This window comes from Pseudomonas sp. BAV 4579 (assembly GCF_009765395.1).
Taxonomy (GTDB): domain Bacteria; phylum Pseudomonadota; class Gammaproteobacteria; order Pseudomonadales; family Pseudomonadaceae; genus Chryseomonas; species Chryseomonas aestiva.
Genome location: NZ_WHOV01000005.1, coordinates 22,565 through 46,464 on the forward strand (window position 1 = coordinate 22,565; position 23,900 = coordinate 46,464).

At 64.6% G+C, this 23,900-nt stretch carries 23 protein-coding genes; 19 read left to right on the forward strand and 4 right to left on the reverse strand.

All coding sequences use genetic code 11. The features are described from left to right. Positions 1–27: 27 nt before the first annotated feature. Positions 28–1,011 (reverse strand): magnesium transporter CorA family protein, encoded by a 984-nt coding sequence (locus GSQ95_RS02145; protein ID WP_158889748.1) that lies wholly within the window; start codon positions 1,009–1,011, stop codon positions 28–30. A 55-nt stretch (positions 1,012–1,066) separates the two neighbouring features. Between GSQ95_RS02145 and GSQ95_RS02150 the strand changes: the two genes are divergently transcribed. Continuing rightward, positions 1,067–1,345 carry a hypothetical protein gene (locus GSQ95_RS02150; protein ID WP_158889746.1) on the forward strand — a complete coding sequence of 93 codons (279 nt, stop codon included), beginning with the start codon at positions 1,067–1,069 and terminating at the stop codon, positions 1,343–1,345. Here the strand turns inward: GSQ95_RS02150 and rnk are convergent. Next, positions 1,342–1,725: a nucleoside diphosphate kinase regulator gene (gene rnk / locus GSQ95_RS02155; RefSeq protein ID WP_007161376.1), complete on the reverse strand. Its 384-nt coding sequence runs from the start codon at positions 1,723–1,725 to the stop codon at positions 1,342–1,344. The genes GSQ95_RS02150 and rnk overlap by 4 nt on opposite strands. A gap of 192 nt (positions 1,726–1,917) precedes the next feature. After that, positions 1,918–2,247: an iron donor protein CyaY gene (cyaY, locus tag GSQ95_RS02160; protein WP_158889744.1), complete on the reverse strand. Its 330-nt coding sequence runs from the start codon at positions 2,245–2,247 to the stop codon at positions 1,918–1,920. A 169-nt stretch (positions 2,248–2,416) separates the two neighbouring features. Between cyaY and GSQ95_RS02165 the strand changes: the two genes are divergently transcribed. From GSQ95_RS02165 to GSQ95_RS02240, 16 genes are all read left to right on the forward strand, one after another. Beyond that, positions 2,417–2,542: a lipoprotein gene (locus tag GSQ95_RS02165; RefSeq protein ID WP_007161378.1), complete on the forward strand. Its 126-nt coding sequence runs from the start codon at positions 2,417–2,419 to the stop codon at positions 2,540–2,542. Positions 2,543–2,551: 9 nt separating this feature from the next. Beyond that, positions 2,552–3,799 (forward strand): diaminopimelate decarboxylase, encoded by a 1,248-nt coding sequence (gene lysA, locus GSQ95_RS02170; protein WP_158889742.1) that lies wholly within the window; start codon positions 2,552–2,554, stop codon positions 3,797–3,799. Positions 3,800–3,809: 10 nt separating this feature from the next. Next, the gene (dapF, locus tag GSQ95_RS02175; protein WP_158889740.1) at positions 3,810–4,640 is read left to right on the forward strand and encodes a diaminopimelate epimerase; all 831 of its coding nucleotides are present in this window, start codon (positions 3,810–3,812) and stop codon (positions 4,638–4,640) included. Beyond that, positions 4,637–5,323, forward strand: coding sequence for a DUF484 family protein (locus GSQ95_RS02180; RefSeq protein WP_017639383.1), 687 nt, complete (start codon positions 4,637–4,639; stop codon positions 5,321–5,323). The genes dapF and GSQ95_RS02180 overlap by 4 nt, the downstream gene beginning before the upstream one ends. Positions 5,324–5,338: 15 nt before the next feature. Further along, positions 5,339–6,232 (forward strand): tyrosine recombinase XerC, encoded by an 894-nt coding sequence (xerC, locus tag GSQ95_RS02185; protein ID WP_133860439.1) that lies wholly within the window; start codon positions 5,339–5,341, stop codon positions 6,230–6,232. Beyond that, positions 6,229–6,933, forward strand: a complete 705-nt coding sequence (locus GSQ95_RS02190; protein ID WP_158889738.1) for an HAD family hydrolase — start codon at positions 6,229–6,231, stop codon at positions 6,931–6,933. The genes xerC and GSQ95_RS02190 overlap by 4 nt, the downstream gene beginning before the upstream one ends. A 964-nt stretch (positions 6,934–7,897) precedes the next feature. After that, on the forward strand, positions 7,898–9,277 hold the full coding sequence (locus tag GSQ95_RS02195; RefSeq protein ID WP_158889736.1) for a pyridine nucleotide-disulfide oxidoreductase: 1,380 nt from the start codon (positions 7,898–7,900) through the stop codon (positions 9,275–9,277). Between the two features lie 44 nt (positions 9,278–9,321). Next, a complete protein-coding gene (locus tag GSQ95_RS02200; protein WP_158889734.1) occupies positions 9,322–10,494 on the forward strand; it encodes a DegT/DnrJ/EryC1/StrS aminotransferase family protein in 1,173 nt (390 codons plus the stop codon). Between the two features lie 19 nt (positions 10,495–10,513). After that, positions 10,514–12,049, forward strand: a complete 1,536-nt coding sequence (locus GSQ95_RS02205; RefSeq protein WP_158889732.1) for a lipopolysaccharide biosynthesis protein — start codon at positions 10,514–10,516, stop codon at positions 12,047–12,049. A 1-nt stretch (position 12,050) separates the two neighbouring features. Beyond that, entirely contained in the window at positions 12,051–12,986 is a 936-nt protein-coding gene (locus GSQ95_RS02210; RefSeq protein ID WP_158889730.1) for a glycosyltransferase, read from the forward strand. 57 nt (positions 12,987–13,043) lie between these two features. After that, a complete protein-coding gene (locus tag GSQ95_RS02215) occupies positions 13,044–15,257 on the forward strand; it encodes a polysaccharide biosynthesis tyrosine autokinase (protein WP_158889728.1) in 2,214 nt (737 codons plus the stop codon). Between the two features lie 47 nt (positions 15,258–15,304). Then, the gene (gene rfaH / locus GSQ95_RS02220; RefSeq protein WP_158889726.1) at positions 15,305–15,835 is read left to right on the forward strand and encodes a transcription/translation regulatory transformer protein RfaH; all 531 of its coding nucleotides are present in this window, start codon (positions 15,305–15,307) and stop codon (positions 15,833–15,835) included. 35 nt (positions 15,836–15,870) lie between these two features. Next, positions 15,871–16,869 carry a glycosyltransferase gene (locus GSQ95_RS02225; RefSeq protein ID WP_158889724.1) on the forward strand — a complete coding sequence of 333 codons (999 nt, stop codon included), beginning with the start codon at positions 15,871–15,873 and terminating at the stop codon, positions 16,867–16,869. After that, positions 16,866–18,113 (forward strand): glycosyltransferase family 4 protein, encoded by a 1,248-nt coding sequence (locus tag GSQ95_RS02230; protein WP_158889722.1) that lies wholly within the window; start codon positions 16,866–16,868, stop codon positions 18,111–18,113. Before GSQ95_RS02225 ends, GSQ95_RS02230 begins: the two co-directional genes overlap by 4 nt. 31 nt (positions 18,114–18,144) lie before the next feature. Next, positions 18,145–19,233, forward strand: coding sequence for a glycosyltransferase family 1 protein (locus GSQ95_RS02235; RefSeq protein WP_158889720.1), 1,089 nt, complete (start codon positions 18,145–18,147; stop codon positions 19,231–19,233). A 400-nt stretch (positions 19,234–19,633) separates the two neighbouring features. Continuing rightward, entirely contained in the window at positions 19,634–20,833 is a 1,200-nt protein-coding gene (locus GSQ95_RS02240; protein ID WP_158889718.1) for a glycosyltransferase family 4 protein, read from the forward strand. A 3-nt stretch (positions 20,834–20,836) separates the two neighbouring features. Here the strand turns inward: GSQ95_RS02240 and GSQ95_RS02245 are convergent, their stop codons facing one another. Continuing rightward, positions 20,837–21,700, reverse strand: a complete 864-nt coding sequence (locus tag GSQ95_RS02245; RefSeq protein WP_158889716.1) for an oxaloacetate decarboxylase — start codon at positions 21,698–21,700, stop codon at positions 20,837–20,839. Between the two features lie 279 nt (positions 21,701–21,979). Here GSQ95_RS02245 and GSQ95_RS02250 point away from each other — a divergent pair, with 279 nt between their 5' ends. Both GSQ95_RS02250 and GSQ95_RS02255 read left to right on the forward strand, forming a co-directional pair. Beyond that, entirely contained in the window at positions 21,980–23,188 is a 1,209-nt protein-coding gene (locus GSQ95_RS02250) for a methyltransferase (protein WP_158889714.1), read from the forward strand. 138 nt (positions 23,189–23,326) lie between these two features. Then, the gene (locus GSQ95_RS02255; protein WP_133860424.1) at positions 23,327–23,539 is read left to right on the forward strand and encodes a hypothetical protein; all 213 of its coding nucleotides are present in this window, start codon (positions 23,327–23,329) and stop codon (positions 23,537–23,539) included. The last annotated feature ends 361 nt before the right edge of the window (positions 23,540–23,900 follow it).

The window sequence follows — 23,900 nt, forward strand, 5'->3', positions numbered from 1 at the left end:
CCCTCGAGGTGCGATGGATGCCGCCGGCTACAGCCAGCGGCGAAACTTGAACCAGGCATAGGGAATCAGCGCCGAGACCACCATGGCGCCCAGCGCCAGCGGATAGCCGAAATGCCAGTCCAGCTCCGGCATGACCTTGAAGTTCATGCCGTAGATGGTGCCCACCAGGGTCGGTGGCAGGAACAGCACCGAGGCGATGGTGAATACCTTGACGATGTTGTTCTGCTCCACGCTGATCAGGCCCAGGGTGGCGTCGAGCAGAAAGCCTATCTCGCCGTTCATCCTGGCCTGGTAGTCACTCAGCGAGCGGACGTCGCGTTCCAGCGTCTTGAACCAGGTCTTGGCCGTGCCGGAGATCCAGGTGGCACCCGCGCGCCGCAGGTAGGAGACGATGCGATTGATGCCCAGCAGACTCTCGCTGAGCTGGGCCAGCAGCTGGTTGCTGCGGCCGAGCTGCTTGACGATGGATTGCAGGTCGGTCTTCGGCTGCTTTTCCTGATGGGGATCCAGGGGTTCGCGAAACACCGCCTTGGCCAGGCGATTGAGATGCGCCTGTACCGATTCGAGGATGTCGGCCACGCGGTCCACCAGGCTGTCCAGCAGCGAGGCGAAGATGACATCGCTGCGGCAGTGCTGGCTCGCCTGCTGCTGGGCCTTGCCGAGAAAGGCCTTGAAGGCGGCCAGTTCGGCGTAGCGCACCGTCACCAGCCACTCGGGCGTCAGCACGAAATTGACCACCGAGGCCTGCGGCTGATGCTCGCTGAAGCCGCTGACCACGGTGGTGGTCAGGTGCAGGGCCTGGTCGGTCTGGTAGAGTCGCGAGGATTCCTCGATCTCGGCGATTTCTTCCCGGGTGGGGATGTCCATCGCCAGCGCCTGTTCGAGATAGCGTTCCTCTGCCTCGCTGGGGTCGAGCAGATCGACCCAGAGCAGATCCGCGGGCAGCGGGTCTCCCGGCGACAAGGGCTGCGCGACCAGCTCGTCGGCGGACAGGCGATAGCAGGTGATCATCGAGAAGACTCCAGGCCAGAATCAGGGGTCGCACTGTAACAAAAGGTATCCAGACATGATTGACCACGCCGATGACGAAGAATCCTTCGTGTCCGCCCATCTGATCGAAGCGGTGGAGAACCAGCTCGCCGCCGGCGAGCCGGATTATGTCCAGGCCGTACTCAACAAGCTGACCCTGGTCGGCTACGACCGCGAGGAAGCGGTGCTGCTGATGGCCCAGGCGCTGTCCTTTGAGATCGCCGCCATGCTCGACGTCGATCGCCCCTTCGACAGCGCCCACTACGAGCGCCTGCTGCGGGCTCTACCGGAACTGCCCGAGGTCGCGGACGATTAGGCCTCGGCCGGCTCCAATGCCAGCAGTTCCACCTGCTGCTCCTTGCCGCCGGGCACCGGCCAGCTCAGGTGCTCGCCAGGCGTCGCCCCGAGCAGCGCGCTGCCGGCCGGCGCCAGCACCGAGACCCGCCCCTCGCCACCGGCATCCTCCGGATAGACCAGCACCACCTGGTACTCCTTGCCGGTATCGGTCTCGCGGCAACGCACCCGTGAATTCATGGTGACCACCGCACCGATCTCCTCGGGCGCCACTACCCGCGCCTGGGCCAGTTCCTCGTCCAGGGCCTCGGCCACGGGCCCGAATTCGGGCAGGGCGTCGAGCAGGCGTTCGAGACGGGGCAGATCGACGGCGGAAACGGTGATGGGCGATGCATGGCGCATGGCGGACTCCTGGAGGACGAGACGACGTGGCCCCTGCCGCGAGCAGCGGCGGACCAGCGGGATGACGGGCAACGGACGCCCAGTGGGAAGCCGCGATACGAGCGGCAAAAGAAAACGGCGCTCGAAAGGCGCCGTCAGGTCACGCTAGCACAGGGGTCGCGGCAACGGTCAAGCCGCACCGACCGCAGGTCGTCATAGCCCGGGCAGGGCCAGGCTCTCGCCGGTCTGCTCCAGGGTCACCCGCACCAGCAGCGCGCCGAGGGTCTCGGACGAGGTGTCGCAGATCCAGCTCTGGCCATCCCAGTCGAAGTGATAGCCGCCCGACCGCGCCGCCACCCAGAGCTGCACCAGCGGGGGCTGGCGGCTGAGGATGACCTGGCTGCCGTTGTCGAACTTGATCGTCAGCACGCCACCGGCATTTTCCAGATCGAGGTCCAGCCCGCTGTCGTCATAGGCGTCTTCGACCTGGCGCTGGGTCTGGTCGACGAGGTGGTGGAATTGCGCTTCGCTGAGCCGGCTCATGACGATCCTCGAAAGAAGGGAAACAATCGCCGCACGGTAGCGGGCCGTCCGGATGGCGTCCAGTCGCGGCGGCTGCCGGCAGCTGCGCTTCAGCCATCCGGGCGTGTCAAAGAGTCGCTCAACCCCGTTATACTCCGGGCAATATTCGCCTGAATAAAGGTTTAGCGTCATGAAGCGCCTGTCTCTCCTCTTCATCGCCTGCGCCTGCCTGCTGGCCGGCTGCGGTCAGAAAGGCCCGCTGTACCTGCCCGACGACCAGAAAGCCGCCAAAGAACACCGCCACGACGTGTTCTAGGGAGCCACCATGGAAGTCTTCGCTGTCCGTGCAGGTGAACTGCATGCGGAAGGGGTAGCCTTGAGCGCCGTGGCGCAGGAATTCGGCACCCCCGCCTACGTCTACTCGCGAGCGCACATCGAGGGCCAGTACCGCGCCTATACCGATGCACTGGCCGGTCTGCCGCACCTGGTCTGCTTTGCCGTCAAGGCCAACTCCAATCTCGGCGTGCTCAATGTCCTGGCCCGTCTCGGCGCCGGCTTCGATATCGTTTCCCGCGGCGAACTGGAGCGCGTCCTGGCCGCCGGTGGCGATCCGCACCGGGTGGTGTTCTCCGGGGTCGGCAAGACCCGCGACGACATGCGCCGCGCCCTGGAAGTGGGCGTGCACTGCTTCAACGTCGAATCCACCGACGAGCTGGAACGGCTGCAGCAGGTGGCCGCGGAGCTGGGTGTGGTCGCGCCGATCTCGCTGCGGGTCAATCCCGACGTCGACGCCGGTACCCACCCCTACATCTCCACCGGTCTCAAGGAAAACAAGTTCGGCATCGACATCGCCGACGCCGAGGCGGTCTACGCCCGCGCCGCCGAGCTGCCGAATCTGCAGATTCTCGGGGTGGACTGCCATATCGGCTCCCAGCTCACCACCCTGCCGCCCTTCCTCGACGCCCTCGACCGCCTGCTGGCGCTGATCGATCGCCTCGCCGAGCGCGGTATCGTCCTGCGCCACCTGGACCTCGGTGGCGGCCTGGGCGTGCGCTATCGCGACGAGCAGCCGCCGCTGGCCGGCGACTACATCCTGGCCATCCGCGAACGCACCGCCGGGCGCAACCTGACCCTGGTGTTCGAACCCGGCCGCTTCATCGTCGCCAACGCCGGCATCCTGCTGACCCGCGTGGAATACCTCAAGCACACCGCTCACAAGGACTTCGCCATCGTCGACGCGGCGATGAACGATCTGATCCGTCCGGCGCTGTACCAGGCCTGGATGGCGGTGGAGCCGGTGACCGCGCGCCAGGGCCAAGCCCGCCGCTACGACCTGGTCGGCCCCATCTGCGAGACCGGCGACTTCCTCGCCAAGGACCGCGAGCTGGTGCTGGCCGAAGGCGATCTGCTGGCCATCCGCTCCGCCGGGGCCTATGGCTTCACCATGAGTTCCAACTACAACACCCGTGGCCGTGCGGCCGAGGTGATGGTGGATGGCGACCAGGCGCACCTGGTCCGTCGGCGCGAGACGCTGGAAGAACTCTTCGCAGGCGAGAGCCGGCTGCCGGCCTGAGGGGAGTTCCATGCAACTGCGCTTCACCAAGATGCACGGTCTGGGCAACGACTTCATGGTCCTCGACCTGATCAGCCAGCACGCGCACATCCAGCCCAAGCACGTCCGTCTGTGGGGTGACCGCAAGACCGGTGTCGGCTTCGACCAGCTGCTGATCGTCGAGACCCCCAGCACCCCGGACGTGGACTTTCGCTATCGCATCTTCAACGCCGATGGCTCCGAGGTCGAACAGTGCGGCAATGGCGCCCGCTGCTTCGCCCGCTTCGTCTTCGACAAGCGCCTGACGGTCAAGAAGCAGATCCGCGTCGAAACCAAGGGCGGCATCATCGAGTTGCACCTCAAGGGCGACGGCCAGGTCCGCGTCGACATGGGCGCACCGCGCCTGCAGCCGGCCGAGATCCCCTTCCTCGCCGAGGCGGAGACCCTGAGTCATCCCGTCCAGGTCGAGGGCGAGACGGTCGAACTGACGGTGGTTTCCATGGGCAATCCCCATGGCGTGCTGCGGGTCGCCGACGTCGACCAGGCACCGGTGCTCACCCTTGGTCCCCAGCTGGAGTGCCATCCGCGCTTTCCGCAAAAGGCCAACATCGGCTTCCTGCAGATCATCGACGCCCAGCGCGCCCGCCTGCGGGTCTGGGAGCGTGGCGTCGGCGAAACCCGCGCCTGCGGCACCGGCGCCTGCGCCGCCGCGGTCGCCGGGATCCGCCAGGGCTGGCTGAAATCGCCGGTCAGCATCGAATTGCCGGGCGGCCTGCTCAACATCGAGTGGGACGGCGTCGGTCAATCGGTGCTCATGACCGGTCCGGCCACCCGTGTCTACGAAGGCCAGGTAAGAGTATGAGCGACACCCCCGAACTGACCGCGGACCAGGTCGCCGACTGGCTTCTGGACCATCCGCACTTCTTCGCCGATCGTGAAGAGCTGCTGGCAGAGATGCGCGTGCCCCATCAGCGGGGCACCGCCATCTCCCTGGTCGAACGGCAACTGGGTCTCTTGCGCGATCGCAATGGCGAGATGCGCCATCGCCTCGCCCACCTGATGGACGTGGCGCGGGACAACGACCGGTTGTTCGACAAGACCCGGCGGCTGATCATCGGCCTGCTCGATGCCAACAGCCTCGAAGAGGTGATAGGCACCGTCGAGGACAGCCTGCGCCATGAATTCAAGGTGCCCTACGTCGGCCTCATCCTGTTCCACGAGCATCCCCTGCCGGTCGGCCGCAGCGTCACGCCCGCTGAAGCACAAAAGGTGATCGGCGGCCTGCTGGGCGGCGAGAAGACCACCAGCGGTGTCCTGCGCGCCCACGAACTGGCCTTTTTGTTCGGCGACTCGGCCAAGGAAGAGGTCGGCTCCGCGGCTGTCGCCGCCCTCTCCCATCAGGGTCTGCATGGCGTCCTGGCGATCGGCAGCCCCGATCCCCAGCACTATCGCAGCAGCCTGGGGACACTGTTCCTCAGCCACGTGGCGGAAGTCCTGGCGCGGGTCCTGCCGCGCTTTCCCGTCCCCTTGCGTACGGTGCGCTGAGCCCGGGAGCGGAGCATGCAGGTCCAGCTCGATGCCTATCTCGACCACCTGCGGCTGGAGCGCCAGGTTTCGCCCCACACGCTCGACGGCTACCGGCGTGACCTGCGCAAGCTGCTGACCTTCGTCGAAGCCGAAGGCCTGAGCGACTGGGGCGGCCTGGACAGTCGCCGCCTGCGCGCCCTGATCGCCCAGCTGCATCGGGCCGGCGCCTCCAGTCGCAGTCTGGCGCGGCTGCTGTCGGCCTGCCGCGGCTTCTATCTCTACCTGATCCGCGAAGGCCACTGCAGCCAGGATCCGGCCCATGGACTCACGCCCCCCAAGGCACAGAAGGCGCTGCCCAAGGTGCTCGATGTCGACCGCTCCATGCAGCTGCTCGATGGCGCCGTGGAGGACGACTTCCTCGGCCTGCGTGATCAGGCGCTGCTGGAGCTGTTCTACAGCTCTGGACTGCGACTCTCCGAGCTGGTCGGACTGGACCTCGCGGACGTGGATCTGGCCCAGGGGCTGGTCCAGGTGCGCGGCAAGGGCAACAAGGAGCGGGTGCTGCCCATCGGCAGCAAGGCCCGGGATGCCCTGGAGGCCTGGCTCAAGGTCCGGCTGCAGGCCGCTCCGCGCGACGACGCCCTGTTCATCGGCCAGCGCGGTCTGCGCCTGACGCCCCGCGCGGTACAGCTGCGGGTGCGCGAGGCTGGCGTCCGTGAACTGGGCCAGCACCTGCATCCGCACATGCTCAGGCACAGCTTCGCCAGCCACATGCTCAGCGCCTCCGGCGATCTGCGCGCGGTGCAGGAGTTGCTCGGCCACGCCGACATCGCCACCACCCAGATCTACACCCACCTGGACTTCGGCCAACTCGCCGAGGTCTATGACAAGGCGCACCCCCGCGCCAAGCGCAAGGCCAGCCGATGACGATTCGCCTCGTGACCTTCGACCTCGACGACACCCTCTGGGAAATCGCGCCGGTCATTCATTCCGCCGAAGCCCTGCTGCGTGACTGGTTCGCCACCTCCGCACCGCGGCTGGGCAGCGTTCCGGTCGAGCATCTCTGGGCGATCCGCGATCGCCTGCTGCAAGAGGACGCCGGTCTCAAGCACCGGGTCAGCGAGATGCGCCGCCGGGTCATCCATCAGGCGCTGCTCGATGCCGGCTATGGCGAACCCGAGGCTGCCCAGCTGGCCGAGGCGGGCTTCGCGGTCTATCTGGCCGCCCGCCAGCAGGTCACCCTGTTCGACGATGTCCACCCCACCCTGGAACGCCTCGCCGATCGCTATACCCTGGGGGTGCTGACCAATGGCAATGCGGACGTCCAGACCATCGGCCTGGCCGACTACTTCCGCTTCGCCCTGAATGCCGAGCAGCTGGGCGTCGGCAAACCCGACCCCACGCCTTTCCGCGAGGCCCTGCGTCTCACCGGCATCGCCGCCGACGCCACCGTGCACGTGGGCGACAATCCCGTGGACGATGTCGCCGGCGCCCAGCGCGCCGGCATCCGCGCCGTCTGGTTCAACCCCTTGCAGAACTCCTGGCAGGGTCCTGGCAAGCCGGATGCGGAGATCCGCAGTCTGAGCGAACTTCCCTCGCTGCTGGAAGGCTGGTCAGGCAAGCCGTGAAGTCAGTAATACCAAATGCTGAAGGGCTGATTTTTTCGTGCTCGCCGGTCGTCTACCAGGCACCCGGGTTCTGTTAACCAATCGCCAAAATATTCGTCACACTTATCAACCTCGACAGTAGGCGCTTTGCGACCCCCTTCACCAAAAGCCGCGGAGCTGGACGATTTTTTGCCAAGCACACCTCATTTGGCCGGCGATTCCTCGATAACAACAGCGCCGATAGCCGTCTCGCTGGCCGGATTTCCCCTCCGGACCTCGCGTTGACAGTGCTAACCCTTTTGACAATCATTGCGACAAGTTCGAAGTAGCGCTGGCATTGCGCGCTGAACCAGCCGCCGTTCAGGTCAGGGAAGACAGCATTACCTCCCCCCTCCTCTGCGTCTCGCCGATGGCTTCTCAAGTTCCTGCTCAAACATCGTCAGGTCTTGATATCGGTAAATAACCCTCTGTTCATCCCGTCCAGGTGCAAACCCGTGCGGTAGCCATGTCCCAACCGGACTGGTTACCACCCAAGTCACGGCAAACCTGTGCGGTAGCCATGCCCGGTGCTGGACAGAAGGGGACGATCACCGTGCCAGCGAGCACCTGCAGGACTACAGGGATGTCACCCGAGCGGGACTTAATTCTTTTCACCCAGGCAACTTCAACCCTGCCTACAGCAGGCCGGCAAGTGGCTCAGCCAGGCCTACTTCGGCCTGCCGCCGTCACCGGCGACCTGGCCCGGTTTAGTTTAGAAAGTGCCTGGCAGACAGCTTCGAGCAAGTTCTCTTACTTCTGCTGCCGACACTGGCGGATTAATTATTGGCAAGGGTTAAAACAGGTACTGACCGACGTTCATCAGACGGTCATTAAGTCAATAAAGATTAAAACGATCCGCTGCATTTTTTGCTGACTGCCGGGCACTGTGAAAGCCAGTTTCAATCACGTTAATTGCGCCCTGAAGGCGCACAGAGAGGATGCCCCGATGGCAAGGAATGATCTATCGGAATCGACATTAGGATGTCTAATAGGCGGCGCCGGTCCGGCAGGCCTGGGATTCCTGTTCAATGCCATCAAGCGCGGTGCTCTGGAGCAACTCGCCCAGGCCGGCACCATCATCGTCGATGCCGGGACCGAACTCGGTGCCGGCAAGCTGGGTGACTATCAGATCATCGCCAACTCGGTGAGCGACGTCTTTCTGGACTGCCTGCGCGATCCGCTGCTGGCGCCCATTCTGGCCCCGCTGCAAGCGTCCCCGACCTTTCGCCACCTCAAGCTGAATTCCCAGGAAGCACCGGCGCTGCCCATCGTCGGCCAGCTCTTCCAGCAGGCCGCCGGCCTGGTCCTGCCATGGCTCGAACGCCAGTACGGCATCCCTACCTGGCGCCAGACCCGCATCACCGAAGTGACCTGCGAAGGTTCGAGCTATGTCGTCTGGCTGGAACAGGCCGGCGCCATCCGCCGCGTCCGCACCTCCAGCCTGGTGCTGAACCTGGGCGGCAAGCAGACCCGCCACAGCTTCGAAGAAAGCATCCAGGCCATGGGCCTGCAACTGCCCCAGAGTGCCTCGATCGACAGCTCCGACAATCTGCTGCGCCTGCAACCCGAAGCCCTGCGCCAGCGCTATCGGGCCCGCCTCAAGGATGGCGGTCCGATCTGCGTGGTCGGGGGTTCTCACAGCGCCTTCTCCGCCCTCGACAACCTGGCCAGCGCCCTGCACCACGATGGTCTGCGCGAACTGACCCTGGTCCATCGCTCACCGATCCGGCTGTTCTACGAGACCGCCGCCGAAGCTCTGGCCGCCGGCTACCCCTTCGACCCGCTGCAGGACATCTGCCCCATCTCCAAGCGGGTCAACCGCTCCGGCGGACTGCGCTACCGTGCCCACGAGATCGGCCGCCAGGTCCTTGCCGGTCAGGGCATCGGCGGTACCCCGGTCAAGGTCAAGACGCTGCAACTGGATGGCAGCGCCGAACAACTCGCCAGCGCCCAGACGCTGTTCGACAGCGCCGCCCTGCTGGTGCAGGGCATGGGTTACCAGCCCGTCGTGCCCGAACTGCGCTGCCAGGACGGCCGTCCGCTGACCCTGCGCACCCTGCGCGGCGGGCTGGACTCCGATGCCGCCGGCAGCCCGCTGGACCAGCATGGCCAGCGCCTCAAGGGCCTGCACCTGTTCGGCCTGGGCTCGGGATTGGCAGTGGATCCCCGCCTGGGGAGCGAGGCGTCCTTTTCCGGACGCATCTACGGGGTCTGGCAGTTCCACAACGATGCCAGTCGCGAGGCCCTGGAGTCGGTTCTGGAACGTCTGGACAAGCCCGGCGCCGCCTTCCGGCAACCGGCCAGTCCGGTCGCCGAACACGCTTGACCGAACCGACACGTATCAAGGACTCGATAAGCAGGTACCGGATCATGATCAATGTGACCAAGCCCTACCTTGGCGATAAGGAACGCTTCAAGGCGTATATCGACAAGATCTACGCCAACAACTGGATCACCAACCAGGGCCCTCTGCACGCTCAGCTCGAAGAGCGTCTGCGCGACTACCTGGGCGTCAGAAACATCATCCTGGTCAACAACGGTACCCTGGCCCTGCAGGTCGCCTACCGCGCCCTGGGCCTGACCGGCAGCGCCATCACCACGCCGTTCAGCTTCGTCGCCACCACCAGCACCCTGCACTGGGAAGGGATTCGGCCGGTGTTCGCCGACATCCATCCGGAAACCTGGAACCTGGATCCGGCCAACGTCGAAGCCGCCATCGAGCATGACACCTCGGCCATCGTCGCCACCCACGTGTTCGGCAATCCCTGCGATGTCCGCGGCCTGCAGCAGGTCGCCAACCGCCACGGCCTGAAGGTCGTCTACGACGGCGCCCATGCCTTCGGCACCCTGTTCGAAGGCCGCTCGGTCCTGCAGTGGGGCGACATCACCACCGTCAGCTTCCACGCCACCAAGCTGTTCCACACCATCGAAGGCGGCGCGATCATCACCGAGGATGACGAACTCGCCGAGCGCGTCCGCCGCATGATCAACTTCGGCATCGTCGATGCCGAGCGCATCGAAGGCGTGGGCATCAACGCCAAGCTCAACGAGGTCTCCGCGGCCATGGGGCTGTGCATCCTCGACGAGCTGGAAGACATCCTGGCCCGCCGCGCCGTCATCGGTCAGCACTATGAGAGACGCCTGCAGGGCACCTTCGACCTGCAGCGGCCCACCTACGGCACCCAGCTGAACTACAGCTACTTCCCGGTGGCCCTGCGCGACGAGCCGAGTCTGCTGGACACCAAGAAGGCGCTGAACGCCGTCGGCATCAATCCGCGCCGCTACTTCTATCCGTCGCTGGAAACCCTGGATTACCTGCAGCCCCAGGCGATCAAGCCGGTCTCACGCAAGCTGAGCCACCGCATCCTCTGCGTGCCGCTCTATCCGGACCTGCCGCAGGCGACCCAGGACCTGCTGATCGACACCCTGCTCCTCGCGCAGCAGAAAAAGACCAGCATAGAATCCCTGCGGGCACTCATCACTCCGGCACAGCTGCTGCCGAGCTGGGATTTTCCCGGCGACTCCTCTCCTGCTCTAATTTGACCCTGGCCCGCTATCTCCCATGACCAGTCCCGCGAAAGTGTCGGTGTTGCGCAACACCCTGATCAACTATGCCGGCCAAGCCTATGCGCTGCTGATCGGCATCTTGATCCAGCCGATGTATCTCGGTCATCTGGGTGCCGAAACCTATGGTCTGATCGGCTTCTTCGCCGTGCTGCAGACCTGGCTGCAACTCCTCGACGTCGGCATTTCCGCGTCCCTGGTGCGCGATGTCGCCCATGGCCGTGGCCAGACCGGTGCCGGGCGCACCCGCGGCCAGCTGCTGCGCTCGCTGGAATTCATCTTCATCCCCCTGGCGACCCTGGCCTTTGTCGCCATCGAGCTGAACTCGGAGTGGATGGCGGGTCACTGGCTCAATGTCCAGGGGCTGCCCACCGAGACCGTGGCCCACTGCATCGGACTGATGGGGCTGATGATCGCCTTCCGCCTGCTGTCGACGCTGTACAAGAGCGGCGTCCAGGGGGTCGAGCTGCACGGCTGGCTGAATCTGGTCAATGTGCTGATCGCCACCGTCCGCTACTTCGGCGGCCTGATCCTGGTGATGTGGATTTCCCAGGAGCCGCTGGACTTCTTTGTGTTCCAGGCCTTCGTCGCCGTGTTCGAGATGCTGGTCTATGCGCTCAAGGCCTATCGGCTGCTGCCCAACCCCACCTGGTGGAGCGGCTTCGACTGGCAGCGGGTCAAGCCCATCGTGCCCTTCGCCCTGAGCATGTCCTTTACCTCGATCCTGTGGATCGCCCTGACCCAGCTCGACAAGCTGGTGCTGTCCAAGGCGCTGCCCCTGGCCGAGTACGGCTACTTCAGCCTGGTGGCGCTGATCTCCACCGGTATCGTCACCCTGACCAATCCGCTGGTGCAGGCGCTGCTGCCGCGCATGACGGTGCTGGTGTCCCAGGACAAACCGCTCGAACTGGAACGGCTCTATCGCAACGCGGCGCGCTTCGCCTTCGCCATCCTGCTGCCGCTGGCGGCCATGGTGGCCTTCCATGGCGAGGCGCTGGTCTTTGCCTGGACCGGCGACAAGGTCTCCGCCCACTGGAGCGAGCCGATCCTGTTCTGGTACGCCCTGGGCTCGGCGCTGCTCGCCCTGAGCCAGTTCCAGTTCTATCTGCAGTACGCCTACGGCAAGTTGCGCCTGCACGTCTGGTACAGCCTGGTATCCGCGGCCATCTCGGTGCCCATCGTGATCCTGGTGGTCCTGCACTACGGCGTCTATGGCGCAGCGCTGGCCTGGTTCTTCATGCGCCTGATCCCCTTCGTGATCTGGCCGATGATCGTCCACGGCCGCTTCGCGCCGAATCTGCAGCGCTACTGGAACCAGGACCTGCTGGTGGCCGTGGTGGTGACCGCCATCGGCGTGGGCCTGAGCAAGCTGCTGTACCAAGAGATTCAACCGCAGGAGCGGTTCTCGATCCTGGCCACCCTCGCCTTGGGCGGTGGCCTGACCCTGGTGCTGATGGCGCTGAGCTACGTGCTCTGTTCTCCGAAACAGACCCGCTCGCGCCTGTTTTCCCAACTCTACAAAGCAGGTATCTGACATGGACGCTCGGACCGAAGCAGAGATCATGAAGAACTGGCCGACGGATTGCAGTCGGCCGGTCGCCAGCATCGTCTGCCTGACCTTCAACCATCGCGAGTACATCGGCCAGGCCATCGACGGCTTCCTGCGCCAGCAGACCGATTTCCCCTTCGAGATCATCGTCAACGACGACGCCTCGACCGATGGCACCCGGGAAATTCTCAAGGACTACGAGAGTCGCTATCCCCGGCTGATCCGCCTGATCCTGCAAAAGGAAAACCAGTACAGCCAGGGCAAGCCCTATGGCATGCCGGTGTTCCAGCACGCCCGCGGCGACTACATCGCCTACTGCGAAGGCGACGACTACTGGAACGATCCGCGCAAGCTGCAGCTGCAGGTGGACTTCCTGGAGAACAACCGGGACTACGCCCTGACCTTCCACGCCTCCTATGCCTTCAACAGCAAGGGGATCGTCAATCCGCAGCGGTTCGGTGGCCAGGATCACTACGACCGCAGCGAAACTGAGCTGAAGAAGGCGCTGCCGCTGTCCACCCTGACCGCCTGCTTCCGCAACGTCCTGCGCGAATTGCCGCCGGAGCTGGAAACCGCTGCGCTCATGGACATCGTCTGGTGGTCGCTGCTGGGTGCCCACGGCAAGGGCAAGTTCATGGAGGAGATCCGCCCCGCCGCCTACCGCGTGCACGAGGGCGGGATCTTTTCCATGCGTGCCAGCCAGAAGCGCCTGCAGATGGATCTCCACACCCAGTACTGCCTGGCCAACTACTACTACCGGCTGGGCGAGCGCGACCTGCATGTCTTCTTCCTGCGCCAGGTCCTGAGTCTTTCGCTGTCCTCGATTCCACCGACGCAGAAGGTCAAGGCGCTTCTGCGGGCGGTAAGCAACATCACCCTCAACATCGGCCGACGCTTCGCCCCCAAACGCGTCACCTACTGAACTTACACAGCGCAGCTTTACGGCTGCCAGGTATCCAGCTAAAAGGAAGGGACCCCAATGACCGTCATGCAGCGCTCTTCGTTCGAACAACACGAAGAACAACATCTGGATCTCAAGACGATGGCCCTCACGCTTCTTGACCACAAGAAGCTGATCGCAGGCATCACTGCGGGCTTTCTGGCCGTGGGCATCGCCTACGCCGTGCTGTCCACCCCGCAGTACGTCGCCGGCGCGATGATCCAGATCGAACCCAAGAAGAATGCGCTCACGGCGGTCGCCGAGACCGTGGTGCGACCCAATTCGGCCTCGCCGGCCGTGGCCGAGATCGAGCTGCTGAAGTCGCGCGCGGTGCTGACCAAGACCGTGGAGAATCTGCGCCTGGACATCGAAGCCAAGCCGCGCTTCTTCCCGCTGATCGGCCACTACCTGTGGCGCCACTACGAAGCCGAGAAGCCAGGTCAGCTGGCGGACAGCTGGCCGCAACTGCGCGGCTTCGCCTGGGGCGGCGAGCAGATCGACGTCTTCCAGTTCGACGTCCCGGACGACATGTATGGCGAGACCCTGACGGTGGTCGCCGGCAGCAACGGCCGCTATCGCCTGCTGGACAAGGACAAGCAGCCCCTGCTCGACGGCCAGGTCGGCCAGATGGCCGCCGGTAACGGCTATCGCATGCAGATCAAGACCCTGACCGCGCGCCCCGGCACCGAATTCAAGGTGACCCGCAATCGCGTCATCACCACCGCACAGCTCTATCAGAATCGCATCAAGACCAGCGAAGCCGGCAAGGAATCGGGGATCATCTACCTGTCCCTGGCGGACGAGAATCCCGACCTGGCCAAGAGCGTCCTGTCCGAGATCAGCCGCCTGTACGTCATGCAGAACGTCGAGCGCAGCTCGGCGGAAGCCGCCCAGCGCCTGGACTTCCTGCGCGGCCAGCTGCCGGCGGTGCGCAAGGATCTGGAAAGCGCCGAAGCGGCCCTGAACAGCTATCAGACCAACAGCCGCTCCGTGGACATCAGCCTGGAAACCAAGGCCGTCCTGGACAAGATCGTCACCCTCGACACCTCCATCTCCCAGCTCAAGCTCAAGCAGGCCGAATACGATCGCCTCTATACCCGCGATCACCCCAGCTACAAGACCTTGCTGAACCAGCTCGCCCAGCTGGAAGTGGAAAAACGCAGTCTGCAGCGCAAGGTGGAAGCCCTGCCCAGCACCCAGCAGGAGCTGCTGCGCCTGAACCGCGACATGAAGGTCACCAACCAGACCTATCAGCTGCTGCTGAACCAGGCCCAGGAACAGGACATCATCCGCGCCGGCACCATCGGCAACGTGCGCCTGGTCGACAATGCCGACGTCAACCTCGACGAGCCGGCCACCAATCGCAAGATCGCGCTGATCCTGTCGCTGCTGCTGGGTCTGGTGACCTCGGTGGTGGTGGTGTTCGTCCGCCAGGCCTTCCAGAAGGGCATCGAGAATCCCGACACCGTCGAACAGATCGGCCTGCCGGTCTATTCCACCCTGCCCTTCACCAAGGACCAGGAGCGTCTGAATCGTCGCCTGAAGAAGAAGACCCGTACCGGCGAACCCAACCTGCTGAGCGTGGTGCAACCGGCCAACCTGGCGGTGGAATCCCTGCGCAGCCTGAGATCCAGCCTGCACTTCGCCATGCTGGAAGCCAAGAACCGGGTGATTATGATTTCCAGCCCGACCCCGGGCGTCGGCAAATCCTTCGTTTCCAGCAACCTCGCCACCGTGGTCGCCCAGTCGGGTCAGCGCGTGCTGCTGATCGACGCCGACATGCGCAAGGGCTATCTGCATCGCGTGTTCGGCCTGCAACCGCAAGCCGGCCTGTCCGAGCTGCTGACCGGTCGCAGCAAGCTGCGTGAAACCATCGTGCCGAGCGGCATCGCCCAACTGGACATCATCAGCTGTGGCCAGGCCGCGCCGAACCCCTCGGAGCTGCTGATGCACGCCAACTTCTCCCGTCTGCTGGACGAAGTGGGCAGCCTCTACGACCTGGTCATCATCGATACCCCGCCGATCCTGGCGGTGACCGATGCCGCCCTGGTGGGTCGCCTCGCCGGCACCACCCTGCTGGTCACCCGTTTCGGTCAGAGCACCCTCAAGGCGGTGGAGAACTCCCGTCGGCGCTTCGCCCAGAACGGCATCACCATCAAGGGCGCCATCCTCAACGGTGTGCAGCGCAAGGCCTCGACGTCCATGGAAGACGATGGCGTCTACGGCTACTACGAATACGGCCCCCGTACCTGATACGCCGCTCCGCCGCACCTGACTGCTCCTAGAGAAGGAACTCGCCCATGACGCTCGCCCATCCCGCCGGTCACTGGTATCTGGTGCAGACCAAGCCCAACCAGGAAGTCCGCGCCGAAGAAAACCTGAGCAGACAGGGTTATGTCTGCTTCCGGCCCCAGCGCGAGCGCCAGGCCTCCGGCAGAAGTCGCGCGAGCGGCAGCGAGTCGCTGTTCCCGGGGTATCTGTTCATTCAGCTCAACGACGTGAACGACAACTGGTACCCCATCCGCTCGACGCGCGGCGTCAATCGGATCGTCAGTTTCGGCACCCAGCCGACGGCCGTGAGCGAAGGCATCATCGACGATATCCGCCAGCGCCTCACCGCGCTGGCGGAGCCTGCACCCAGCCATCAGCCCGGTGAGACCGTGCGGGTGCAGTACAGCCAGGAGCTGGAAATGGACGCCGTGTTCCTGGGTGCCGATGGCAACGAACGGGCCATCATCCTGCTGCGCATCCTGCAACGCGAACAACGGGTCAGCGTCGCTCTTGATCAACTGTCGGCAGTCGCCACCGTCAACCAGCGGCTGCGCGCCTGACCAAGAACTGTAAGGCCCTTTGGAGGAATCTGTTCATGCAATGCAAGACCACGGTCGTTACCGTCACCTACGGCAATCGCCTCGGCTATCTGGAGCAGCTGGTCACCCGCGCCCTGGCCGAACGCACCATTCACCAGGTCGTCGTGGTGAGCAATGCGGCCACGGTGTCGCTGGATAGCCTCGAAACCCGCTGGCCCGGTCAGGTCAAGGTGATCAACCTGAGCGAGAACACCGGTTCCGCCAACGGTTACGCCGTGGCCCTGGAAGCCGCCCTGGCCACCGATACCACCCATATCTGGATGATGGACGACGACAACGCGCCCCTGGGCGATGCCCTCGACGTGCTGCACCGTCGCCTCGACGAACTCGGCGCCGTCCACGGTCGCGACAAGGTCGCCGTGCTCGGCTATCGGCCGACCCAACAGGCCGATATCGCCCAGTGCATCCCGATCCGGATGATCACCCAGCCGCGTTCGAGCTACTTCGGCTTCCACGTGGCCCGCATCCCCTACAAGATCTGGCGCCGCCTGCCCTGGGGCCGTCCGCGCGGTGGTCAGCCGGAAGCCCTGGTCGAGCTGCCCTTCGCCCCCTATGGCGGCATGCTCGCCCACCGCAGCCTCTACGAGCGCATCGGCCTGCCCCTGCGCGAGCTGGTGCTCTACTCCGACGACACCGAGTACACCTATCGCATCACCCAGGCCGGCGGAAAGCTGTTCATGGTCACCGAGGCGGAACTCGAAGAACTGGAGCACTCCTGGAACATCAAGGAAGGCACCAGCAACGTCTATCAGAACTACCTGCAGGCCGGCTCGGACTTCCGTGCCTACTACGCCGCGCGCAACCAGGCCTGGTTCGACAAGAACGTCTGGGCCAGCTCCCGGCCGATGTACAGCCTCAACCGCTACGTCTTCCACACCCTGCTCAAGTGGTTCGCCCGTGACGACAAGAGCCGTCAGCGCCTGGCGCTGATCCGGCAGGCGGTCCAGGACGGCGAAACCGGCGCGCTGGGGATAAACCGCAGCTATCCGCTATGAAACTGCTCTTTCTCAACAGCTTCTATCCGCCCCATGTGGGCGGTGGCGCGGAGCTCATCCTGCAACGCAGCGTGGAAGGCTTCCAGCAGCGCGGTCACGACGTGGCCGTGCTGGTGACCGGTCCCGAGCAGGGTGTGCGGCAGGAGACGGTGAACGACGTTCGCGTCTATCGCGCCGGGCTGAAGAATTTCTACTGGCCCCTGACCCAGCAGCGCCCCGGTCCGCTGGCGCGCTTCGGCTGGCACTTTCGCGACCAGTACAACAGCGCGATGCGGGCGCCCCTGCGCCAGGTGCTGCAACAGGAAAAGCCGGACCTGGTGGTGTGCCACAACCTGTCCGGCTGGTCGGTCGCGGCCTGGGACGAGATCCGTGCCAGCGGCGTCCCCATCGTGCAGGTGCTGCACGACATGTACCTGCTGTGCCCGAAGAACACCCTGTTCAAGAAGGGCCAGAGCTGCCAGAAACTCTGTGGCAGCTGCGCGGCCCTGCGCCGGCCCCACGCCGAGCAGTCCGCCAAGGTGGATGCCGTCGTCGGCGTCAGTCGCTACCTGCTGGATACCATCGTCAACAAGGGCTACTTCGGCGGCGTTCCGCGCCAGGTCATCCATAACGCCAGCCTGATCGCCGGCAGCAATGCCGAGACCGCGACCCCCAGTCCGGACGGCGTCGTCCGCTTCGGCTACATGGGCACCCTGTCGGAGAACAAGGGCGTGGGCTGGCTGATCGAGCAGTTCCAGCGGCTGTCGCTCAACGCGACCCTGACCATCGCCGGCAAGGGCCAGCTGGATTACGAAACCCAGCTCAAGGCCATGGCCGATCCGCAAAAGGTCAGCTTCGTCGGCTATCAGAAGCCCGAGGCCTTCTACCAGAACATCGACGTCTTCGTCGCGCCGTCGCTGTGGGCCGAGCCCTTCGGCATGGTCGCCGTCGAGGCCTGCGCCTTCCAGAAGCCGGTCATCGCCAGCCGCATGGGCGGCCTGCCGGAGATCGTCCGCGATGGCGTCAACGGCCTGCTCTGCAACCCTGACGACCGCGACTCCCTGGGCCGCGCCCTGCAGTGCCTGCATGACGATGCCGAGCTGCGCAAGCGCCTGAGTCTGCTGAGTCGCACCGCGGTGGCCGACCTGCTGAGCATGGACACCATGCTCGACCAGTACCTGGCGCTCTTCGAGGACGTCCTGGGCAAGGCGCAACACGGCTCCGCTAGGCAGCTTCACGTACCTCACACACAGCTTTCCAACTGATCCACCTCAGGTCACGGCAACGGGCAGAATCATGATCATCGTCAATTCCCGCTTCATCACCCAGGATCTTCGCGGCGTCCAGCGCTTCGCGGAATGCATCTCGCTGGAGCTGGCGAAGCTGCGATCCGACCTGCGCTTCGTCGCGCCGCCCGGCGTCGTCAGGCCCGACGTGGCCAAGCGGCTGAACATCGAGATCATCGGCACCCGCCAGGGCCAGCGCTGGGAGCAATGGGACCTGCCGAACTGGCTGAAGAGCCAGGGCAGCCCCCTGCTGCTGTCGCTGTGCAGCACGGCGCCACTGCTCTACACCAACCAGATCGCCACCCACCACGACATCAACTACGTGCGCTTTCCCGAGAGTTATTCGTGGAAATTCCGCACCTCGTACCGCTGCCTGATCCCCATGCTGCTCAAGCGTTCGAATGCCCTGATCACCGTGAGTGAATTCTCCCGGGACGAGATCTCGCGCTTCTATCGCTACCCGAGCGACTCGATCACGGTCGTGCCCAATGCCGTCGCCGATGCCTTCACCCTGGCGCCGCGGCTCGACAGCGCCGACACCCCCTATCTGCTGGCGGTGTCCTCGCCCAGCTACCACAAGAACTTCTCGCGGATGCTGGAAGCCTTCGCCGCCCTGCCGCGGGACCTCAAGGTCGAATTGCGCATCGTCGGCGACAGCCACGCCGTGTTCGGCCAGAGCGATCTGGCGACCCTGGCCGCCAGGGATCCGCGGGTCAAGCTGCTCGGCCGCATCGACGATGCCGAACTGGCGCGCCAGTATCGCCAGGCCACCGCCTTCGTCTTTCCGTCGCTCTACGAGGGATTCGGCATCCCGCCCCTCGAAGCCCAGGCCTGCGGCTGCCCGGTGATCTCGGCCAATACCGCCTCCATGCCGGAAGTCCTGCAGGACAGCGTCCTCTATTTCGACCCCTACGAGACGGCCAGCATCACCCAGGCGATGCGCACCATCCTGCAGGACGCACCGCTCAGGGAGGCGCTCCGCGCCAAGGGCCTGGCCAACATCCAGCGCTTCAACTGGCAGACCTCGGCAAGCAAGGTCTCCGACCTGCTGGACAGCGCCCTGGCGAGCTCCTCGAAGGCCACGGCCAGGGCCGCCTGAAACGACCACAGAACAATAATTCAGCGATCAAGAACTCATGGAAGAGACAAGCAACGCCATGGCAGGCCAGAGCCGTTCCCCGGTACCCCTGACGCTCGACAACGACACGAGAACGTCCGGGCGCGTCCTTCAGGTCGCTGAATGCCACCTCCTGCAAGGCGGCTCGGACGACACCGCGGCAGCGACCGCGGAATGTCCGGATAACGCCGCTGCTTGCGAAACGCCTGCAACAGACACCGTCTTTGCACCAAGCCCAACCATCAAGTTGCACGAGCTCGACAGCCCTTCGGACAGCATCGAGATCACCCGGCTGCCCTGGGGATATGCAGTGACCAGAAAGACCCGCACTCCCTGAATCAGCACCAGCACTTGATTTCATTTCACGCTTAAGGAAGACGACATGAAAATCGCCATCGTTCACGATTGGTTGGTAACCTTTGCTGGCGCCGAACGCGTGCTTGCCGAACTGCTCGACATCTGGCCGGAGGCGGACCTGTTCAGCGTGATCGACTTCCTCTCGGACGAGGATCGGGCGCTATTGCAGGGCAAGCAGGCGACCACCACCTTCATTCAGCGCCTGCCCCAGGCCAAGAAGCGCTATCAGACCTACCTGCCGCTGATGCCGCACGCCATCGAGCAACTCGACCTGTCCGGCTACGACCTGATCATCTCCAGCAGCCATGCGGTGGCCAAGGGCGTCCTGACCGGTCCGGACCAGCTGCACATCAGCTACGTCCACTCGCCCATCCGCTACGCCTGGGACCTGCAGCACCAGTACCTCAAGGAAGCCGGTCTCGACCGCGGCCTCAAGGGCAAGCTGGCGCGGGTCATCCTGCACTACGTCCGCATCTGGGATCAGCGCACCGCCGCGGGCGTGGACGCCTTCGTCGCCAACTCCCACTTCATCGCCCGGCGCATAAGCAAGGCCTATCGCCGCGAAGCCAAGGTCATCTATCCGCCGGTCGACATCAGTCGCTTCACCCCCAGCGGCGGCAAGGAGGACTTCTATCTCACGGCGTCGCGCATGGTGCCCTACAAGCGCATGCCGATGATCGTCGAAGCCTTCAGCTCGATGCCCGACAAGAAGCTGGTGGTGATCGGCGCCGGCCCCGAATTCGAGAAGGCCAAGGAAGTCGCCGGCCCCAACGTCACCATGCTGGGCTACCAGGACTTCGACTGCCTGCTGGACCACATGCGCCGGGCGCGGGCCTTCGTCTTTGCCGCCGAGGAAGATTTCGGCATCACCCCCATCGAAGCCCAGGCCTGCGGTACCCCCGTCATCGCCTATGGCCGGGGTGGCGTCCTGGAAACCGTGCGCGGCCTGGACACGCAACAGCCGACCGGCGTCTTCTATCCGGAGCAGACCACCGCCTCGCTATGCGCCGCCGTGCGCCAGTTCGAGGCCCTGGAAACGCCGATCAGCCAGCAGGCGTGCCGGCAGAATGCCGAGCGCTTCGCCACCAAGCGCTTCCGTCAGGAAATGCGCGCCTTCGTCGAAGCCCGGGTCGCCGCCCTGCACCTGCCCGCCGACCTGGATCTGGACATCGTGACGCCCTTTCCCAGCAAGGGCCTGCAGCCGAGTTCGCTGAGCACGGCCTGAGGGTTATTCCTTCACGTCCATGAATTCCCGCGCCCAGACTCGATACTCCTGCAGTGTCGAGTACTTGGTGGAGAGTTCCGACGCGGACAGGTCCGACGCGGTGATGTTGCGCTGCTCCCTGAGGCAGTCGTAGGTCGCCTTGATCGCCGCGAAGTAGGCGGCATGTCCGTTCACCACGACCCGCACCCCGGCCTTGGCCAGGCGGGCGTTGTCACGCAACTCGGGATTGCCGTAGGTCACCAGCATCACCGGCACGCTCAGGTGCTGGGTGATCTCTTCCAGGTGCGCGAAATCGCGGATGCCGACCATGCAGATACCGTCCGCGCCGGCGGCCTCGTAGGCCTTGGTGCGGGAGATGACTTCCGCGGTGCTCAGTTCGGTGGCATTGGTCCGGGCAAAGATGCTCAGGGCTTCGTCGATACGGGCTTCCAGCGCGCCCTTGATCTTGCCGATGCCTTCCTCGACGCTCACCAGGTCGGTGGACTTGCGGCCATAGCCGGCCGGCAGCACGGTGTCCTCGATGGTCAGGGCAGCCACCCCGGCGCGTTCGAGCTCGGTGATGGTGCGCATCACGTTCAGCGCATTGCCGTAGCCATGATCGGCGTCGGCGATGATGGGCAGCCGGGCGACCCGACCGATGCGCGTGGCCTGCTCGACGAACTCGCTCAGGGTGATCAGGGCGAAGTCCGGTGCGGCCAGCACCTGCAGGGAAGCCACCGACCCGCCGAGGATGCCCATTTCGAAACCGAGATCATTGGCGATGCGCGCCGACATGGGATCGAAGACGGACGCCGTGTGGTAGCAGCTGTCCGATTTCAGCAGGGATCTGAACGCTAGACGCAGCTTGTGCGGGGAGGTTGGCTTCATAGGATTTTCCTTCTGGGATATACCGAACAGACAATGTTAGCGCGACAAGTAGTGGTGACACGACCAGATGTCCGGCTTTGAGATAAATCGATTCATCAAGCTGACTCCCGGTCACCGCTCGGCCTCGCGCGCTTCAGCTACCGGAAGCCAGGGTCCGAACGCCGTCGAGCAAGGCGCAGCCAGGCGCCGGAAATTTCGATACCCAAGCCTGCCTGGGCGAAGTGACAATAGTGGCCAGGCCCTGCCTTCCTGCCAATCCCGTCATTGCCTAATGCCATCATGCTTGCCGCCGACTTGCTAGACCGCTTCACCGCCCTGGATCTCTTTCTGACCCGGCATCAGCACCTGTGGCGGCCCAGACCCTTCGTCGAACGCGAACTGGCCTGGGAATCGCGCCATCCGGAGCTGGCCCGCTGGCTGCGGGCCCGCAGTCTGGAAGCGGCCGAGGCAGCCCATAATACCCCCCAGCTGCTGGAAGCACCTGAACCCTTCCGCGCGCTGGCCGCCACCTCGCTGGCGCTGAGCCAGGTCGAGGAACACCAGGCGCAACCCGGCTGCGATCGGCCCGGCAGGCAGGCAGTCGACGTGCCCGGCCGCAAATGGCTGCAGATAGAAGCCTTCGCCCGCACGCTGGATTTCCAGCACCCCGTGCAGCGCTGGGTCGACTGGTGCGCCGGCAAGGGCCACCTCGCCAGGCACCTGACCCATCAGGGTGCACCGGCCGTCTGCCTGGAGGTCGATGCGGCTCTCGTCGAGGAAGGCGCAAGGCTTAGCCACCGGGCGCGAACCCCGGTGCACCATTATCAGGCCGATGTGCTCCAGCCGCTGGCAGGAGCACGGCTCGGCAGTCGCGACACCCCCGTCGCCCTGCACGCCTGCGGCGACCTGCACGTCCAGCTGCTCAGGGTGGCCGCGGAACGTGGCTGTCAGCAGCTGGCCCTGGCGCCCTGCTGCTATGACCGCATCGCCGCCGCGGCCTATGGTCCGCTGTCGCTGCCAGCCAAGGCCTCGGCGCTGCGGCTGGACCGCGAAGCCCTGCGCCTGGCCCTCTGCGAAACCGTCACCGGCGGGCAGCGGGTGCGGCGGGACAGAGACCTGTCCATGGCCCGCCGGCTGGGATTCGATCTCCTGCAGCGCGAGATCAGGGGCTGCGACACCTATCTGAATACGCCGCCGCTACCCAGCCACTGGCTGCGCCAGCCCTTCTCGGCCTTTGGTGCGGAACTGGCGCGGCGCAAGGGATTGCAGCTGCCCACCGGGATCGACTGGCCCCTCTGGGAACAACGGGGCTTCCAGCGGCTGGCAGAAGTTCGTAATCTCGAACTGCTGCCCGGTCTGTTCCGACGACCGCTGGAGCTCTGGCTGCTGCTGGACCAGGCGCTGTTCCTACAGGAGCAAGGTTACAGTGTGAGGGTGGGGACCTTCTGTCCCGCCAGCCTGACACCGCGAAACCTGCTGCTGACGGCGGAAAAACGCCGCTCGGTATAGGCCCACAGCCGCTCTACCCTGCACGTTTGTCGGAATTTGAGCGGAGGAGTGTAAAAAATACCTTTTGGTGATGGACTTCTCACAAAGTCTGCACAATAGTTAGGTTGCAATCTCGCAAAAAAAGCAGGAATAACAAAAATGCGCTACTACCTGCCCGTTTGGACCGGCGTTGCCGGTTGCCTCGTCTTCGCCCAAGCCCAGCTGCCCTGGCTTGCGGTGGCCTCCCTCCTTGTCAGCTGGTCGTTCCTGCTGTTCTCGCACGACAACACGAGAAACTCAGCCTGGCATTCCAAGATCTCCAGCCTCCCCGTCAATTCCCCCCTGAGTTTTCAGTCCCACCATCGCCATTGAGGCGTGTTTCAGGCCAGGGACTGGCCTACACCCGACCTGACCGTCTGGCTGTCTCATTGTTTGGCGAACCAGCTCACAACTTCCGCATCCCGCGTTAAAGTCCGATGGAACGTTTTACCCCCTCCCGCTGCCCGGGCAAGCCACTCATCGCACCCTGATGCGAGAGAAGTGTGCCAGCCGTCCGCCCGTGTTGTGACGCACTCCGCCCTTCTTCACTTCCCTCCCCCCGTCGCAGACCGACTGGCGTGCTATTTGCCCTGATTTGGGGCAACTCGACAGCGTCGTCCGGCCTTTCTACCGTGTGAACCTCTTAATCAGTGCCGAGTCCTAACGTCGCTACAGCCATCATGGCATTTAGCGA